General features: G+C 71.6%; 12 protein-coding genes. 7 read left to right on the forward strand and 5 right to left on the reverse strand.

The window, feature by feature from the left end:
- Positions 1-33: 33 nt before the first annotated feature.
- Positions 34-1,635, reverse strand: coding sequence for a CpaE/TadZ family protein (locus QSK21_RS28930; protein ID WP_285700511.1), 1,602 nt, complete (start codon positions 1,633-1,635; stop codon positions 34-36).
- Between the two features lie 137 nt (positions 1,636-1,772).
- On the opposite strand from QSK21_RS28930, the gene QSK21_RS28935 reads away from it, so the two are divergent.
- Complete coding sequence (locus QSK21_RS28935; RefSeq protein WP_285700512.1) at positions 1,773-4,283, forward strand: ATP-binding protein; 2,511 nt, start codon at positions 1,773-1,775, stop codon at positions 4,281-4,283.
- A 98-nt stretch (positions 4,284-4,381) separates the two neighbouring features.
- Positions 4,382-7,420, forward strand: a complete 3,039-nt coding sequence (locus QSK21_RS28940; RefSeq protein WP_285700514.1) for a hypothetical protein — start codon at positions 4,382-4,384, stop codon at positions 7,418-7,420.
- A 31-nt stretch (positions 7,421-7,451) separates the two neighbouring features.
- On the opposite strand, the gene QSK21_RS28945 is transcribed toward QSK21_RS28940, so the two are convergent.
- Together QSK21_RS28945 and QSK21_RS28950 are read right to left on the reverse strand one after the other, a co-directional pair.
- Positions 7,452-10,739 carry an NlpC/P60 family protein gene (locus tag QSK21_RS28945; RefSeq protein ID WP_285700516.1) on the reverse strand — a complete coding sequence of 1,096 codons (3,288 nt, stop codon included), beginning with the start codon at positions 10,737-10,739 and terminating at the stop codon, positions 7,452-7,454.
- A 93-nt stretch (positions 10,740-10,832) separates the two neighbouring features.
- Complete coding sequence (locus tag QSK21_RS28950; protein WP_285700517.1) at positions 10,833-11,504, reverse strand: hypothetical protein; 672 nt, start codon at positions 11,502-11,504, stop codon at positions 10,833-10,835.
- A 78-nt stretch (positions 11,505-11,582) separates the two neighbouring features.
- Here QSK21_RS28950 and QSK21_RS28955 point away from each other — a divergent pair, with 78 nt between their 5' ends.
- The 5 genes from QSK21_RS28955 to QSK21_RS28975 all read left to right on the forward strand — a co-directional run bounded on the left by QSK21_RS28955 (position 11,583) and on the right by QSK21_RS28975 (position 16,348).
- Positions 11,583-12,161, forward strand: coding sequence for a hypothetical protein (locus QSK21_RS28955; protein WP_285700518.1), 579 nt, complete (start codon positions 11,583-11,585; stop codon positions 12,159-12,161).
- Between the two features lie 75 nt (positions 12,162-12,236).
- Entirely contained in the window at positions 12,237-13,490 is a 1,254-nt protein-coding gene (locus QSK21_RS28960; RefSeq protein WP_285700519.1) for a hypothetical protein, read from the forward strand.
- A 21-nt stretch (positions 13,491-13,511) separates the two neighbouring features.
- Complete coding sequence (locus QSK21_RS28965) at positions 13,512-13,880, forward strand: hypothetical protein (RefSeq protein ID WP_285700520.1); 369 nt, start codon at positions 13,512-13,514, stop codon at positions 13,878-13,880.
- 9 nt (positions 13,881-13,889) lie between these two features.
- A complete protein-coding gene (locus tag QSK21_RS28970) occupies positions 13,890-15,779 on the forward strand; it encodes a type IV secretory system conjugative DNA transfer family protein (RefSeq protein ID WP_285700521.1) in 1,890 nt (629 codons plus the stop codon).
- Entirely contained in the window at positions 15,776-16,348 is a 573-nt protein-coding gene (locus tag QSK21_RS28975) for a hypothetical protein (RefSeq protein WP_285700522.1), read from the forward strand. Before QSK21_RS28970 ends, QSK21_RS28975 begins: the two co-directional genes overlap by 4 nt.
- On the opposite strand, the gene QSK21_RS28980 is transcribed toward QSK21_RS28975, so the two are convergent.
- Together QSK21_RS28980 and QSK21_RS28985 are read right to left on the reverse strand one after the other, a co-directional pair.
- A complete protein-coding gene (locus QSK21_RS28980; protein ID WP_285700523.1) occupies positions 16,293-16,748 on the reverse strand; it encodes a hypothetical protein in 456 nt (151 codons plus the stop codon). The two genes, QSK21_RS28975 and QSK21_RS28980, sit on opposite strands and share 56 nt — an antisense overlap.
- 31 nt (positions 16,749-16,779) lie before the next feature.
- Positions 16,780-17,676 (reverse strand): sigma-70 family RNA polymerase sigma factor, encoded by an 897-nt coding sequence (locus QSK21_RS28985; RefSeq protein ID WP_285700524.1) that lies wholly within the window; start codon positions 17,674-17,676, stop codon positions 16,780-16,782.
- Positions 17,677-18,034: the final 358 nt, after the last annotated feature.

Consider the following 18,034-nt stretch of genomic DNA (forward strand, 5'->3'; position numbering starts at 1 on the left):
GTCCTTCCCTGAGAGATTCGTCGGCGGCGCTGATCAGACCCGGTTCAGTCCGAGCACCTTCTTCCACAGATTCGCGCGGCCGTTCCCCGGCGGGTTGAGAGTCGCCGTGCCGAACGCGGTCTCACCGGTCACGGCCTGGAGGATCTCGCGGAACGTTGCGTCCAGCCCTGAGCCGACGTGCATGCCGACCAGCCGGTGGTTGTTCACCGCCTGCATCCACTCCTCGTCGTCGGGAATCACCCCGACGAGCCGCCAGCCGGACAACAGGTCCATCACGTCCTCCGGGCCGCAGTCCACGTCGCCGCGGGCCCGGTTGAGCACCAGCGACAGCTTGCGCGGATCCACGCGCCCGTCCCGGGAGTGCTGCGGCAACGTGATCGCCCGCAGCCAGGCTTGGGCGGCCTCCAACGTCACCCGGTTGGGCTCGACCGGGACGAGTATCGCGTCGGCCTCGGGCAGGATCAGCTCGGTGAAGGTCGTGTGGTACAGCTCCGCCACCGGCGTATCGACGAACACGAAGTCGAACGCGTCCCGCAGCGCCGCGATGATCCGCTGGTACAGCTTCGCGTTGATCACGGCCGGGTCGGCGGCCACGATGTCGGGCGGCCCGAGCAGCGCGTAGAGGTCTATCTCGGCGATGCGCGCCATGTGGCCGCGCAGGGCCTGCGGGTACAGGGCTCCGGGGTGCTGGAACACATCGAGAATCGTCGGGGAGTCCAGGGAGAGGTAGCGCCCGACGTCGGCTTGCTGGAAATTGGTGTCCACCAGGGCCACCGTGCCCGCCCTGTCCACCGCCTGCAGCAGGCGGGCCGCGTACACGGCCAGATTCACCGTCATGCTGGTCTTGCCGACCCCGCCCTTGGCCGCGGTGACGGCGATGACCTTGCCGCGGCGGCCGACGGATTCCGGCGTCTCGGCAGCCACCGGTTGTCGCGCCGGCCACGCGAGCGAGGCAGCGGGCCTGGGCGGCTGCTCGGCGGTCGCCGCACCCGCGACACGAAGGTCGGACCTGGACGACTCGACGGTCGCCCCACCCGCGACACGAAGGTCGGACCTGGACGACTCGACGGTCGCCCCACCCGCGACACGAAGGTCGGACCTGGACGACTCGACGGTCGCCCCACCCGCGACACGAAGGTCGGACCTCGGCGGCTCGGCGTTCGCCGCACCCGCGACACGAAGGTCGGACCTCGGCGGCTCGGCGTTCGCCGCACCCGCGCCGCGGGGGGTGGCCGCCGCGTGTACGGCGTGGGGCCCGGCCGCGGTCGTCCCGTCCGGATTGCGGGTGGCGCCGAGCATCGTCAACAGTTCCGACAGCCGCAGTCGGCCGCCGGTGACGCACACCCCGGAGCCGAACTCGTCCCCCCGTTTCTTGAAATGGTCGTGGACCAGCACGGTGAAGCCGTTGCCCGCCAGCCCGTTCGCCAGCACGCTCACGTCGGCGCCCGGAAGGTCCTCGATGAATCCAGGCGCGAACATGAACGCGGCCGGGCGGCCGACCCGGCCGCTTTTGGAGAGGGCGCGAAGTTCGGCCGCCGAGGCGACGTCGAACACGGCGGTGAACCTCCCGGTCTCCCGCAACTTTCCCGCGACGCTCGGATCCCCCGCCACGACGAGGTTCGGCGTAGTTGCCATCTCTGGTCCCCAGGTTGTCCGCCAACCGGTGCAGGCGGTTGGTCTCTGCTGCGATCGTGCGGACAAGGGCGGCTGCGGCCACCACCGATTTCCGGACGATCCCCCCGAGACCTTACGCAAACCGGGAGACGACATACATGGCGCACCTCAGGGCGACGCTCCGGCGGCTGGCAGGAGTCGGCCGAGCAGGCCGGTCGGAGGCCGATACCGCCACCATGTGGACGACGCCGTACGCATGGCGCACCGCCGACGGCATCTACGTCGGCCACAACGGCGAGGTGTGGATGTACCGCGCCCTGCCGCTGTCGCCGATGAAATGGGAGGATCCGGAGCAGCAGCTGACGCTCGCCCTGCCGCTCGCACGGCTTTTGGGCGAGCTCGGGGGAACATCCCGGCAGCCCATCGGCGGCCTGGCCACGCTGTCCAGCAACCGGCACATCCACGTCATCTCGATCACCTGGGACGACCTGGTCGTCCCACCGCAGGAGAACGCCCCTGCCCTGCGGTCCTACCAGGCCGGGGCCTTCGGGTTCCTGGCCCCCCGGCGGACCCTGCTCGTCGGGGTGCTGCTCCGGTCGTCACTGATGGACAAGGCGTCCAGAACGGATCGGAACGCGAGCGGCGTGGCGAAGTTCAAGGCGCTCACGGAACTGGTCAAGGAGTCCATCGCCGAGGACGTGCCGAACCTGGAGCTCTACCGCAAGGACATCGAGCTCCTCCAGGTCATCTTCGAGCGGGGGAACGCGCGGCCGCCCACCCGCCAGGAACTGGACCACCTGGAGTCCTGGTACAACCTCGGGCGCGGCCCGGACGCGGTCCTTGAGGAGTTGCCCACCCGGCTTCGCGTGCACGGTCTCGGAGAGCTGGAGATGGCCGCCGTGATGCGCTTCGACCAGCCGATCCTGGAATCCCCGCACTCGCAGTGGGCGATGGAGGCGGTCAGCCTGCCTGGCGACGCGCCGCACGTCATCTCCATCCGCGCCGAACTGGAGCCGGCGAACCTGACGCGGGCCCGAGCCCGCAGGGCGCAGCGCCGGATCATGGCGAACATGCAGGAGGAGCAGAAGACGCAGGACCTGGAAAAGGTCGAGCTGTCCAAGACCTTCCGGCAGGCCAAGGAGGTCGAGGACTACCTCGCAGGCTCCAACCAGCCGATGCTCGCCAACTGCAGCATCATCATGGCACGCGAGGTCAGTGGCGCCGCCCAGACCTACACCGACTACCTCAGCCAGGTCTACGGCATCCAGATGAAGCCGCTGGAGCACCGGCAGATCCAGGCCCTGGAGGAGACCCTGCCGTGCTCCTCGGTACGGGTGAACCCGTTCCTCCAGGACGTCAACGTGCCGATGATCTCGCACGCCGGCCTCCAGTCGTTCTCCCACCTGGGCGACGGCACCGGGGTCTTCGGCGGCCTGATCGACCCGGACGGCACCCCGTTCTTCGTCGACCCCCTCGGCGCACCGCGCCGCAACCTGCCGCCGGTCTTCGGGATCTTCGGGGACCCCGGCAGCGGAAAGACGTTCTTCGCCCAGTCGGTCGCCATCCAGTCCGCGCTGAACGGCCTGCCGGTGATCTTCGTCAATCCCAAGGGCGGGGACTCGCTCTACGGGATGGTCGACTACGCCCGCAAGCTCGGGCTGCCCAGCGGCCGGGTCTCCATGGCCGCCCTGGAGGAGGCCCCGGGCGCCTTCGACCCGTTCCGGTACGCGCCGCCGGTGATCGCTGCGGAGATCGCCAACGTGCACATCCTGGCTGCGCTGGACGACCACCGGGACGGACTGACACTGACCGAGCGGCTGGCTCTCGGGTCGGGTCTCAAACGCGGCGCGCTCAACGGAGCGCGCTGCGTGTGGGACGCCCTGCGGTACGTGCCCGGCGAGCAGGCCGAGCGGCTGCGCGGCCTGGTCGAGCAGCAGATGGAGGCGTCCAGCATGTTCGCCCTCGGCATCGCCCTCACGCCGCTGCCGCGCCTCGACATGACACAGCTCCTGACGCTCGTCGACTTCGATCGCGATCTGGGCCTCCCGGAGGGCAAGTCCCCCAGCGAGTACTCGGTATCGGAACGGATCGGACTCGCCGCCGTGCGCCTGGTCATCCGGGCGTCGTTGGAGATCCTCATCTCCAACCGGTCCGGGGTCCTGGTCGTGGACGAGGCGTGGACGTTCCTGTCGCAGGCGGAGGGCCTGGCCTCGCTGCAGCGCATCTCCCGGGAGGGCCGTTCGCTCAACATCCTCCCGGTCTTCCTCACCCAGCGGATCGCGGACGTCGTGACCAAGGACCTGGAGTCCTACCTCAGCCGCGTACTGGTGCTGAAGCTGAACGAGCGGAAGGAGGCGGAGGCGGCGCTGAACCTGTGCGGGCTCCAGCCGACTCCCGAGCGCATCGCCGATCTCCGCGATTTCGGGCCGCTGCCCCCCGAGAACGGCAAGCCCGGCCGCTGGGCGCGCGGCATCTTCCGCGATCTGGCGGGGCGGCACGCCCAGGTCGTCCTCGGGCCGACGCCCCCGGAGGCCGCCGCGGCCTACAGCACGCACCCCGAGGACCGCCGGAAGCGCGAGGAGCGGCGGGCGGCCGCCGAGCGGGCCGGGCACGACGCCGCCGTACCCTCCAAGGCGAACGTCGAGGGAGACGCGTGGCTCACCACCTGAGCCGACGACGGAGTGGGCCGGGTCCGGCGGAGCGCTCCCGCCCGGTGAGGGCATCCGGCGATGCGGCGACGCGGCCCCGGCGAGGTCTCCAGCTCCTCGTGTGGGCGCTGGTCCTCACGGTGTTCTCCGGCCTGGCCCTGCTCTCGGGACAGCACTCCGGTTCCGATGACGCCGACACGGCGCCGGTGATCATCGCGATGGCCGCGTCCACCACGGCGGGCGCGCGGCAGGCCGGTTCACCGGCTGCCGCCACGCTCGGTTCCCCGGCCCATGCGCCCACCGCCCCACCCAACGCCGAGCCAACCGAGCCAACCGACACCGAGCCAACCGACACCGAGCCGAGCGACGCCGAGCCGAGCGACTGCAAAACGTACGGCGAGGTACGGGACTACCTGCCGCTGAACCGATGGACCTCTTTCGAGCTCTTCGTCGTCGACAACGCCAGATTCATCCAGACCCGGGCGTTCATGTCGATGCTCGCCAGCTTCCTGTTCATGGCGGCGGCGCTGGCATGGCGCATCATCGGCATGGCCATGGGGTTCAGCTACAGCTTCGACATGGTGTGCCTGGCCGCCCCTTCGATCAACTCGGCCGCCCGGACCTTCGCCCTCTACGCGTCCTGGTTCCTGATCCCGGCATGGCTGTTCGTGCTGGCCGCCGCGGCGCGGCGCTGGAACGGCGGCAAGCGGAAGGGCGGGCCGGCGGCGGCCATGCGGATGCTGACCGCGTTTCTGGCGGCCACCGGACTGATCTTCTTCATCGCGGACCAGTCCGACGAACCCAGCAATCCGACCGGCGCCTACACCGTTCCCTGGATGGCCAGGACGGTGCAGGACTGGTTCGGCCGGGCATCGGAGTCCCTGCTGGACCTGTCCAACCTCGCCGACCTCAGCCGCCGGCGGGAGGAGAGCAACGTCTTCTACGACCATGATGCGGCGGTGGCCGGGAAGGCCACGTGTGCCGCACTGGAGAAGGCGCTCTACGACAAGTACCGGGCCGACAACGCATCGACGGGGTTCGACGAGGGCGTCGCGGCCATGGACCAGGTGAGCAGGATGTGGGAGACCACGCTCGTCCGGTCCTGGATGCTCGCGCAGTTCGGGGACGGCAGCGCGAAGAACCCGTCGCCCGCCCACGCGGCATGCCGGCTGCTCGAAGCGCGCGCCGATGTCGACGTCACGCAGAAACTCGCGGCCTACGACCTGTCGATCGGGCAGGCGCCGGGTACCACCACGCCGGAGATGCGGCGCGGGGTCGCCATCACCGCCCGGACCGGCGAACAGACCCTGATCGTGGCGTGGGGCGCCTGCCGGAGCGACAGCGGGCTGGGCGGCGGGCAGCCCCTGCCGCAGTGGGACGGCACCGGCATGAGTGGGATGTCCGAGGCTTGCGAGTTCCTCTACAGCAGTGACGGGCTCGGGATGACCTTCGGGGAGTTCGTCGACGTTCTGCTGGACACCGCGCTCCCCGGACAAACGAGCGGCGAGGGTCTGGGGGCTTTCTACTTCAACGGCGACGACGAACTGAACGACAAGCTCGGGGAGTGCGTGATGACCTCGGAGGAATGCCGCGCCAACTGGGCGTTCGTCGCGTCCTGGCTCGGCGGCAACGAGGCCGAGCGGATCAGCCAGGGGCTCATGTCGCTGATCATCGCCGCCATCTTCCTGTTCGTGCTGGGTCCCCTGTCGATCGGCCTCACGCTGGTCAGCGTGGCACTGGCGGGGCTGGCCATGATTCTTCCCATCTCCTTGATCATGTTCGCCGCCCGGCTCGAACAGGGCAAGCGGCTGCTGAAGTTCACCGGTGCCGCCGCCGCCGGGAAGTTCGTCCTCACCCTCGCACTGACCGCCATGTTGATGCTCATCGTGGTGACGACCGGGGCCATCCGGGCTGCGATCGGCACCGACACCCCGAGCTTCTTCGAACAGATCGCCGAGGCCGCGGCCCCCCTCGCCGCGCTCTGGCTGTTCAAGAAGGTCACCAAGACCATGGGGCTCGGGAACATCACGAGCATCAACGGCGCGGTGGGCTTCGCGGGCGCCGCGGCGCTGAAGGCGGCCGGCGACGGGCCGGCCTCCCGTAACGTGGCCGACCGGGCGAGCACGGCGCCGGCGGAGGGGCTCGCCGCGTTCAAGCGGGGCTTCGGCACGCTGAACGAGCGGTTCCTGAAACACTCGGGGACCGCCGACGGGACCACCGACGGTCAGGCGGACACCGCCAAGGACAAGCCGGACTCGGCGGACACCGCCAAGGACAAGCCGGGCTCAGCGGACACCGCCAAGGGCGGGACACAGGGGTTCACGACGCAGCCGACCTCGTCCCGGGCACCGGATGACGGACCGATCTCGGCGGAGCAGCGCGCAGCCGCCTATCTGAAGGTGCTCGAAAGGATGGACGGACCGTCCCCGCGGGGCGGCACGAACGGCCCCGACCCGGACGAGGGCGGCACGCCGCCCGGCCCGGCATGGGTGGGGCACGCCTCCCTCAGCGAGATCAGGGACATGAAGAACGCTCCGGCCCGGCTTCCCGACGGACGGCCGACGACCGCCGGAATGATCGGGGAGGAGCTCGACCACGCGTTCGGCGCAATGGAGGACGTCGCCGAGCGGATGCGCCGCCTCTTCGAGCAATGGGACCGGCTGCCGCCGGAGGAGGTGCGGACCCGCCGCGATCGGCTCGTCGCCGAGCACGGCGCCAATGTCGAGCGGATCGACGGCCTGACCACGAGCCTGCGGGACTCCCTGCTGGCCTCGATGTCGGCGCGCAGCCTGGTCGACATGCGCACCGACGAGCTCAGCCGCCCCGGCGGCGCGCGGAACACGGGGGAACGCCTCAAAAACCTGCACGACCAACGGACACGGATGAACGAGCTGTTCGACCGTGGGATCGGGGCTCTGTCCGTCGTACCGGGCGACGCCGGCGCAGCCGAGAAGCTCGGTACCAGTGTGCAGGAGTTCAGGTCGGCGGTGGCCACGCTGATCAGGAACGAGTACTTCGCCAACCAGGATTCGGTCCGCTTGCACGACGAGGCGCAGCGGATCGCGGACGAGGTTCGGCGGACGCGCGAGTCCGATCCCAGGCAGTCGGCGACGCCGAACTCGCGCGCGATGCTGAAACGGATGTACCGGCAGGAGTGACCGCGAGGCGCATCCGCCCGGGAGGCCCCGTTCAGACCTTGGAAGGGTCGACCCAGCCCACCCAGGTGGCCGACGAGTAGGCCCGAGTGACGTGGGCGACGTCGCCGGGCCTGTTGGTGTGCACCTTGTAGCCGCCGGCGAGTTGCATCGCCACGTGCCCGGGGTGCGGCTCCACCAGGTCACCGGGTTTGGCCCGCCCGAGGGAGATCTGTCGCATCCAGCTCAGCCGGCGCAGGGTGTGCGTGGTCGGCGCGTTGCCCGTGTAGAGACCGGGGATCGCGTCCCGATAGGCACGGGACACGAAGCTGGAGCAGTCGGCGTAGCCGGGGTCGTTCCGATGGGCCTGGCTGTACTTCATGCCGAGATGCGACAGGGCCCAGATGATGGCCTTGGCGGCCTCCGGGGTGCGGGCCTTGGCCACCGCGTCGGCGCACAGCTTCGCGATGCCGATCTTCGCGGCACCCTGCCGGAGCGTGTTGGGCGGCGCCTTGGTGGGGCAGCCATCCGGCCCGACCTCCTTCTGCTTGGGTGCCGGTGGCCCGGATCCCTTCGGGTCATCCTTGGGCCCGGATTCCTGGTCATCGTTGGGCCCGGATTCCTGGTCATCGTTCGGCCCGGAGCCGTCCGGGTCATCGTTGAGCAGGGTGCCGATCCGTTCGCCGGCGCTGTCGAACGGATCGATCACCCCGCCGAAGAACCAGGCGAAGTCCACAGCCCGCTGCGCGGCCGGCAGGTTCACCCCCTCGCCGGTGCCGGCCCGTGACCAGGCCTCGGTGGCGTCGGGAGCGATCGGGGCGCCGACGTCCTCCAGCGGACGTACCGCCAGCCTGGGGATGACCAGGGTGTCCTTGCCGGGAACCGGCTCGGTGGGCCGGATCGCGTCCTCTTTGCCCTGGTAGTAGTTACCCAGCCCGACGAGGTTCGGGCCTCCCGCAGGGTCGGCGCCGGCCAGCTCGGTGGCGTGTTCGGCCAGCGCGGCGTTGAAGCCCCGCGCCCATGAGCCGACCGCGCAGGCCGGGTCGGACTCCGGGGCGGTGATGCCGTGCGCACCGCGCAGGGCGGTCAGTTTCGGATCCCAGGTCCGCCGCAGTTCGGACGCGGTGGGCACCTCCCGCAGCGCCGCGAACTCCGCGGCGTGCGGCGCGATGGCCCGAAGATACGCGATCATCACCGCGGTGCAGGCCTCGCTTTCGGTGTAGTTCCGGCTGGGGCCGACCTTCGAGAACAGCCCGAGGTCGTCGCCCATGGCGATGCTCAAGCGCTGCCACCCGCCCGCCATCGGCTGGAAGGGCCCGAGCCCGGCCGCCCGGCTCCGCGGCGGCACCGCCTCATCACCGAGCACCAGCCGGGCCGCCCCGGCGATGTTCGCGTCGACGTCGCAGCGGTCGGTCACCCGGGCGGCGGCGGCCTCCTGCTTGGTCATGGGGAAGACGCCCTGCCGCCCGTCCGCGCCGTCGTCGCACCGGCGGGTCTCCCAGCCCCCTGCCGCGTAGCTGACCGCCAGCGCCTCGTCGACGAGGAGCTTGATGGCGGCGGACCGGTCGGGCTCGACCTCGAACTCGACGGAGCCGTCCGCGTACCTGCCTCCGGTCACCAGATGCAGCTCCGCCGACCGGGCGCCCGCGCAGCTCCAGATGGAGATCACCTTGAAGCTGATCGACCACGGCTTGTCCGGATCATCCGGCCGTGGCACGGAACACTCCGCATCGTCGTCGGCGGCGCCTCCAGGCTCGGTGAACAGCCCGGAGGCCGCGATGACCTTGGCCCAGTACTCGCGGGCCCGCTCCTGCCTGCCCTCGGACTCGGCGGGCATCTTGTAGGGGTTGGACGGGTCGTCCGCCATCTTCCGCGCCGTCGCCGAAAGCTTGCGTGCCACGTAGACGGAGGCTTCGCACGGGTTCTGTGGGTCAAGGCCCGCGCGGCGCATCTCGGCCGCGGCCGCGGGGCCGAGCAGGTAGGGCCCGGAGCCCTCCGTGCCCTTGCCGCCGATGGGCGGGGACGGGGCGTCCACCACGCAGCCGCCCGCGTCCGCCCGAGACGGCGTGCCGCTGGGCGAGCCGGTGGCAGCGGCGCGGCGCACGGTGGGCGTCATGGTCGCCGTCGTCGGCGCAACGGCCGGTGACGTGGTCGTGGACGTCGGCGTGGACGTCGGCGTGGACGTCGGCGTGGACGTCGGCGTGGACGTCGGCGTGGATGTCGGCGTAGGCGTCGGCGTCGATGTGGATGTGGATGTCGGCGTAGGCGTCGGAGTGGATGGTGCCGTGCTCTCGGGCGCCGGACGGCCCTCCGTCCCACCGCCGGTCAGGATCTCCTTCACCGAGCGCCCGGGGTCGCGGTCGATGGCGTCGTACGGGCTGTACCGGCCGAAGGTGGTCTGCGCCGCGGCCAGCCCGGCCAGGATCGTCCAGGGCACCGCGGCGTGCACCGGCGCACCGGCCTCGGCACGTTCCGCGGCGTGCTTCAGCATCTGCTGCCAGCCGGGCGGGAAGTACTCGGCGACGGCCTCGTCGGACTCGGCGGGCGGCTGGGACGGCGTGGCGTCGAAGGACGCCTGCGTTCCCAGCACCAGCGTGGCGATCAGCATGACGCACAGCAGCGGCAGCAGTAGCGGCAGGGTGACGGCCAGCACCATGGCATACCGGCCGCTACCCGAGGCCGCGCCGGAGCCGCCGGTCTCGTCGTCCGCACTCCCACCGGAGCCGCCCTTGCCGCCACCCGACTTGAAGAAGCCGTCCTTCACGGATTTGGGCAGCAGCCGGCCCGCCACCGAGCGATCCAGCAGAGCCCGGCCCGCCTTGGTGTTGAGCAGGCGTTTGGCCGCGTCGTAGACGGGCGGCGGGACACCGGCCGATGCCGCTCCCTGGCGGGCGCCTTCGTCCAGGGCCTGCCCGGCCAGATGCCCGGCCTTGTCCTTGAGCGTGTCACCCTCCGGTGGGACGAACCCGGGTCTGCCGGCCGACCCAGCAGCGCTCGCCGAACCACCGGCGCCCGCCGGCCCGGCGGCGCCCGGCAGGCCCGCCGACGCGCCGGGAGCATCGCCGCCGGTCCCGGCGGCTCCCCGCCCGGCAACGGGACCGGCCGAAGGGCCGGCCGAGGGATTGCCGATCCCTTCCCGTGCCGGGGCGCCGAGCGGGTTGGCGGGGACGTCCGGGCGGCCGCTCCCGGTGCCCTGAGGCGGGCCGGGCGCCGCCTCGGCCGGTGGGGTCCTGTCCGCCGTACCGGAGTCCTGGTCGGCGATGAACGCCGAGGCGCGTCGGCGGGTCAGCCGTGACGCCGCAGCTCGCGGATCGGACCCGGCAGCGCCGTCCGCTTCGTTCATCCGCCACCTCGCGAAGGTCTCAAGGTCGGAACCGGCCAGTCGGACGCGGACCGGGGATGTCGTTGCGTCGTGACGGGACGCCCGGCGGGGGTCTCAGGGCCGCCCGGTCTCCTGCGGCGTTCGCGAGACCACAAAGCCGGACCGGTCGCGTTCGACGTCGATCGCGACGCGATAGGGCGGCTCCGCCGGGCCGTGTGTGATCGTCGCGCTGAACCTGTGCAGGCCGGGGCCGGTCACCGCGGGGTCCTCGACGGTGACGGTCCCGATGACGGAGCCCTCCGGCGTCTTGACCACCCCGCCGGCGTCGCCGCGCACCGGTACCCCGGTCCAGTCACCGGTCGCCGCAGCGCGGGCGGCGGCCAGCGCCAGGTTCCAGGCGCCCACGGGGATGGTCGCCATACCGCCCCCGGTCCGGGGCACTCGCACCGGTGCGGTCGCCCCGAAGTCCCCGTGCGAGGGAACCCGTGGGGCCTGCGAAGGGCCGGGAGGAGCGTCCGCCCCCGCTGCCTCGGGGGACGCCGCTTCCCGCGTCGGAGCCACCCGGTGAGGGTTCACGGGCTGGATCGTGTAGCGAACGGCCCCGGTACTGGCGGTGGCGCCACCCGATCCACCACGGGCGGCCAGCCCGCTCACCACGAGAGCGACCACGACGCCGACGAGGCCCGCCCAGATGGCCAGCGTCCACCACTCGGGCAGTTCCACCGCCTCCCACGGGCGCCGGCGGCGTTTGAAACCGGCTCGCACGTGGTCCGTCATCTTCGGCATGTATCGGACCGTCTGTGGTGACGCCGAAAAGGCAACTCCGGCTGTGGCCAGGGTCCGGTGAGCGCGGACGGTCCCGGCATGAGCGCCGAAGACGAAGTGCGCGGCCCGACGATGCTGGCCGCGACCAACATGCTCAAGCCGCCGCCACCCGTGATCGGCGGCATCACCAAGGAAGTCACGCTGCCGCGAACCGTCAGGCTGACCACCCTCGTCGTTGTCACGGCCGGCGCGACGCTGGGATTCCTCGGGACCGTCTTCATCTTCGGGCCGGGACTCCGGGCGTTGATCTACGGCCCGATGCTGGGCGGCGCGGCCGGGTGGGCGGCGGCCAACTTCTCGCCGCTGCCCGGCGAGTCGCTGACCCGATGGCTGGGTCTGCGGCTCAGCACCGCCAGGACGCGCGGTCCGGTGGTCGACGGGCGCCCGGTCCGCCTGTACGTGGGGATCGCGCCCCTGCTCAGGACCGCCGCGGGGACGGTCCGGATGCTGCCCGGTGGGGTCCCTGTCGACGCCGTCGACTGGGACTCACGGGGATACCCTCTGCGCTCGGTACCGCGCGCCGGACGGCGGCGTGGCCGCTACCGGCTGAGACGACGACCGAAGGCATCCGGCTCCGGCCGCGGGAGGCGCCGCGGCACCCGGGGCCGGCGTGGCTGAGCGCCCTCGCTTGCCGATGGGCGTGACGACCGGACGGTCCCGCCGACGAGCGGAGTACAAACCAGGAGCCGGAGCATGCCGGAACCATCGCCCACCCGTTTCACCATGGTCCCCGCCAGGCGTTCGAACGAGCCGACGGCCCGCAGGCGCGCCAGGCGGATCCTTTATGTGCTGTACCTGGCGGCCGCCCTCAGCGTGGCCGCGACGGCCATCTCCGTGGCGAACGGACGTTCCGGCCGCGAGGCGCCTCCGGCGGAGCCCGAGGGCCGGAGCCTGGCGCACGCGGCGGCGATGAGCTACCTGTCGGGGGGTACGCTGAACGTCCCGCACGCCGCCTCGTTCGACCCCGAGCAGGCCGCGCCTCCGGCGACCGGCCGCGCCGAGGACGAGGGTGGCCCTCCGCTCCCCTACCGGTCACTGAGCTGGGTGGGCTTCACACCTCAGCACTTCGGATCGAAAGAGCTCGGCTTCACCGACTTCGAGATCCATCATTTCCTGGTCATGCTGCCGGCGCCGGGGGAGCCGGACCAGGATGGGAACGAGGCCGGCACCGAGCCGGCCCCCACCGCTTCCCCCCGGGAGCGGCCGGGCACCAGGGCCCCGCGGGGGGCCACTCCGAGCGCCTCGCCCAGCAGATCGGCTGACGGCTCGCCCACCACCTCCCCCAGCGCCACGCCCAGTGCCACGCCCAGCGGCTCCCCCAGCGGCTCCCCGAGCGCCACGCCCAGCGGCTCCCCGAGCGCCTCACCGACTCCGGGCGCGGGCCCGCAGGTCCTGCGACTCGACGTTCCCGTGCTGCTCAGCGCTCAGGGCCCGCGGCTGGCCGCCGCACCCGCCTTCTCGGCCCGCGGCGACCAGCCGGGCCAGGCGGTCGGCCAGGGCGATTACACCGGCTATCGCGACCTGGTCACCCCGGTTGGCGACCGGGTGAAGGAGCAGGTCGGGCGGTGGGCGCACGCCTATGTGACCGGCGACTCGGCGGCGCTGCTGGCGCTCACCGGTGATCAGAACGCCGACCATCGCTACGTGGGGCTGTCCGGTTTCACCCTGCCCGACTCGGCCCGGTCCGTTCAGGTGCTGTCGGCGATCCGGGCGTCCGGTGGACGGCTCATCGTCCGGGTGCGCGTCCTGCTGGCCAGGGCGCCGCAGGCCGGAACGGCGCCCGAAGAGCCGCCGGAGGGCGCCACGGCCGCAAGGTTCACCGTGCACGCCGATTTCGACCTGCTCGTCGGGGCTCCGGAGGGAGTGCGGCCGCCCGTCCTTGCCTGGGGACCGGCCGGTTCCGCCGCCGGGCTGGAGCCGTTCTCCAACGCTTACACCACCCGATAACCCGAACACGGAGAAGCCGAGATGAGAATCACCATGCTGTTGGTAGCGGTACCTCCTGAGGGCGCCGAAGACGGTGCCACCAATTTCCTTGAATCCACGCTTGGCAAGGGCATCGCGGCCGGGTGCGGCGCGGTCGCCGTCATCGTCGGCCTCATCTGCATTCTTACGCTGGTCAGGCACGTTTCCGCCGGGAGGGCCGGGGAGGGATTCAAGAAGCTGTTGTTCGGCCTGACCGTCTGCGGTTTGCTGTTCAACCTGGACTTCACCGTGGAGGGCTCGAAATTCATGGGCGCCGTGGCCGGCGCGGTCTTCGAGAGCGTCACCTCGGCCACCGGCCTCGGCGGAGACGACAACGACGAAGACGGCACCGGCGGAGACGGCACCGACTGAGGACCGCAGATGGTGGACTTCGGCGAGCCGATCCGCGGACGCGAGGAACCGGGCGTCGGCTATGTCGGCGCGGCCTTGATCACGCTGGCGCTGGCGCTGGCGCTACTGCTGACGCTGCTGGCCGCCTGCGCGATCGTGCTCTTCCTGCTGCTGCGCCGCGTCCTCCGCCGCCGGGACTGGGTCATCCTGCTGGTGGCCGGGCTGGTCGGGTTCTGCTGGCGGCTGCACGAGAACACGCTGGCTTACGGCCACTGGCTGATGAGCTTCGCCGGCGTCGGCGTCGGGCACCCCGCCCGGGTGCCGGCCACCGCGGTGCTCTGCGTGGCGGTCGCGCTGGCGGGATGCGCCGGCCTGGTCCCCCGCTCCGCCCAAGCCCCCACGTTCGGGGCGGTGATGCGGTGCAAGAAGGCGGTTCAGGACGTGCTGGACGGCACGTGGCTACGCCGCCTGGAGATGACCGAGGACCCGATCACCCCTCGCAGGGGCCGGCGCGAAAGGCTCCGGCGGCAGGTGTCCCGCCGGATCACCCTGGCGGACATCCCCGCCGTGCGCGGCCCGCACGCGACGCAGAAGGCGCGCGCCACCGCCCTGGCGGACAAGTCCATCCCGCTCGGGCTCGGCGGCAGGAAGCGGCCCGTGTGGCTGAGCACCGGCGAGCTGGGCATGCACGGCTGCGTGGTCGGCTCCACCGGGAGCGGCAAGACCGTCACCCTGATCTGGCTCATCGGCGCGGCGGCCGACCTCGGATACGACGTCACCGTCATCGACATGAAGGAGGACACCGAGCCCGGGGGGCTGCGGGATTTCCTGCGCGGCTACTCCCTGATGCACCAGGTGCCGCTCCAGGAGATCGCGCTGGGGGACCGTCAGTCGTCCTACTGGTTCAACGCCCTCGCCGACATGTCGGCCGACGAGGCGTTCGACACGATCATCTCGCTGGTGGAGTTCGACGACGCCTACTGGAAGGCGTTGAACCGCAAGATCCTCCAGCAGGTCGTGCAACTGTGCTACGAAGCCGCCGAGGTCGCCCCGGACCGGTTCCCCCCGCCCACCTTGCTGGAGCTGGGCAAGATCATGGAGGCCGGCCCCAGGATGCGGAACGCCGTCCGGGACCGGGTCCAGGCGATCGACACGGTCCGGCGCGCCGGCCACTGCCAGGGCCGGTACACCAATGTGCTGGAGCCGAGCGCCGACGAGGCCAAGTCGGCGGCCGGCTTCGGCACCAAGCTGACCGGGCTCTACGACTCCGGCGCGGGCCGCGCCCTGCTGATCCCCGGGGACGGACGGCGGATGCTCGACGTCCGCGGACACGGGCTGACCTACATCGGGCTCAACTCGCTGGGTCAGCCCGACATGGCCCGCATCCTGTCCTCCTCGGCGCTGCAGCGCCTGTCGGTCTACGCCGCGCAGCGCATCCAGGGCCGCCTGCCCAAGGAGCGGCCCCGGCTGATCGTCATCGACGAGGCCAACTTCATCAACCGGGACATCGCCATGAACATGCTGGCGCGGGTCCGGTCCGCACAGTTCAGCATGGTCCTGTGCACCCAGGGGCCCACCGACTGGATCGACAAGGACGGCGACGACTGGTCCCGCCTGACGCAGAACATCAACTGGCTGTTCGCCATGGCGCAGTCATCCCCGGAGTCGGCGGAGAAGTGCGCCGAGTTCCTCGGAATGCGCGACACCAACAAGCTCACCGAACGGGTCGACGGGTCCCCCGGTGCCAGCGAGATCCGGGCCCAGGACGACGAGAACTTCCTGGTGACCCCGAAGGAGCTGCGGGACCTGACCATCGGCGAGGGCTATCTGCGGGTCAACAAGCCGCGGAGCAGGGTCGCGTTCGCGACCGTGCCGCTGCGTGATCAGGAGCTGCGGTTCTACGAACGGTCACCGCTGTGAGCGGCCCGCCCGAGCCCCGCGGCAGGCTGCGGACGGCATCGGCCGAGGTCGCGATCGTCGCCGCGCTGGGCCTCGGCCTGGCGGCGGGCTCCGCGGCCCTCATGATCCTCCAGTACGGGGCACGGGTGCGCTTCGGGACCGCCGACCTGATCGGCGGCGCCGCCGCCGGAGTCTGCGCCGCCGCGATCATCCGGGTGGTCGTGCGGCTGCATCGCCACTGGAAGCGGTCGATCGGCCGGATCACCGCCGCGGCGGCGCTGTGCGGGCTCGCCGCCGTCATCGGGGCGCTGGCGGTGTTGATCCCGCCGCACTGCCCCGGCGACATCGTCGTCACCGGCCGATGCGGGGTGCGCGAGTCGGCCGCCTGGGGTCAGGTGGCGGGCCTGGCCATGGTGCTGAACTTCTTGGTGGCCGGCCTGGCGCTGGCACTGGCACGCGGCGTCCGCGGTGTGCTGCGGGACGGCTCCGCCCAACTACTGGCCTGGGCCGCGAAACTCCCCGCTCACCGCCGGCTCAACGCACCGAGAAGATCACCAGCAGCACGGCCAGGAAGGTCACGACCGCGGTGACGGCTATCGGGCCCAGGTCGGGGCGGGAGGTTCGAGTGGGGAGCCCGGGCGCCGACACCGCGGGCTGAGGCGACGCGGGGGGCGAGGGGGGCGCAGGGGGCACGGACGGCGCGGGGGACGCCACCGGCTGAGGGGGCGCGGACGGTGCGGGGGCGGGAGGGCCGCCGTGGGCGGCCAAGCTGGAGGACGGGGCTGCGGGCGGGGTGACCCGCATGCCGTTCCACGTCGTCCCGGCCAAGTCCCAGCCCTCGTTGTGCCGTTCGGGTGCCGGGCGTCGCGGACGGGGGTCGGGCGGGCTCGCGTCACCCTCGTCGAGGTCGTCGACGATGATCCACGAGTTCGGCTCCCCGTAACCCGCCGCGGACCCGGTGCCGGATGCCGGCCTGTGCGCGTCGTCCATCGGGCTCGTCCTCGGCTCGTCCCGCTGCGTGTCACACCGCGTCTTCGAGGCGCTGGTGCAGCTTGGCCAGAGCTCTGCGGTGAATCTGCCGTACGCCCTCCCGGGACAGCCCGAGCTGCTCCCCGATGACACGGAACGGCTGCTCCGGTTCGCCGTCCAAGCCGAACCGTCGCGTCAGGACATACCGTTCGCGGGAATCGAGGGCCGGCAACCCCTCGTATCGGATGATCCCGAGCTGGAACCGCAAGAGGACCTGTTCCTCGATGGACGGGACGGCATCGGCCATCCGCTCCTCCCGGGAGTCGTCCTCTTCGTCCGGCGCGGCGCCGCCCGCGTGCAGGCTGTCGAGCCGCGGCGGCGCCAGCACCCGCCGGACCTGGGCGACCGACACCCCGGCGCGCTCGGCGATCGCGGCGAAGTCCAGGACGGCGTCCGCGCCGGCCTCCTCCAGCAGGGCGCGCTCGGCCGCGAGAATGATCGGGCGCTTCTCGAAGTCGCCCGGGTTGAGGTTCGGGTGGTCGGCGTCGCGCACCGCGCGCAGGATCTCCCGCTGGATCGGCTTGAACGCCCAGCTCGCGAACGAGCCGCGGGCGGGGTCGTAGGTCGAGATGGCCCACAGCAACCCGACCTTGCCGGCGCTCTCGAAGTCCTCACAGTGTTCATAGGACTTGGAGGTGAACAGTGCGACGTAGCGCCGCACCAGGCCGTAGTTCTCCTGCACGAGCTTCGCGGTCACCTCGTCGAGCTCGCGCTCGGCCCGGCGCAGCACCAGTTCCGGCAGCGCGCCGAACTCGCCGGTGGCGACGCGCTCGCGAAGCCGATCGATCCGCTCCAGGAGTTCCCGGCGCCGGGCGAACAACCGGGCGTTGCGGTCGTGGAACCCCGTGACGTCAGGCTGCCGGTCGGCCGGCCGGAAGATACGGTCCATCGTGCCCCTCCGATTCGATGCCCACCCGGACAGCATGGCCTGTCCGCGGGGTACCCGTCCTGTCGAGCCGGAGATGTTGACGGGCCGCGGCGACCGCCGCGGCCCGCGTCCGGACACCGCGCCGGCATGCTCCCGGGCGACTCCCTCCCAGGTCGGTAGGGATATGCGCCGGTGGTGGCCCGGTGCCGGCGGGAGCCGTCGCGCCGCCGAGGCGTTGACACGGTGTTGAACGATCGGTGTACCGGTGTTGCGATGCTGGTGACGGCGTCATGCGCGGCCGGTGACATGCCCGGACGCCGGGCGGCCCGGATACGACGTTGCCATTCCCACGGCGGAGCGGACTCTATAGGTAAGCGGC

The organism is Actinomadura sp. NBRC 104412 (assembly GCF_030269515.1).
GTDB lineage: Bacteria > Actinomycetota > Actinomycetes > Streptosporangiales > Streptosporangiaceae > Spirillospora.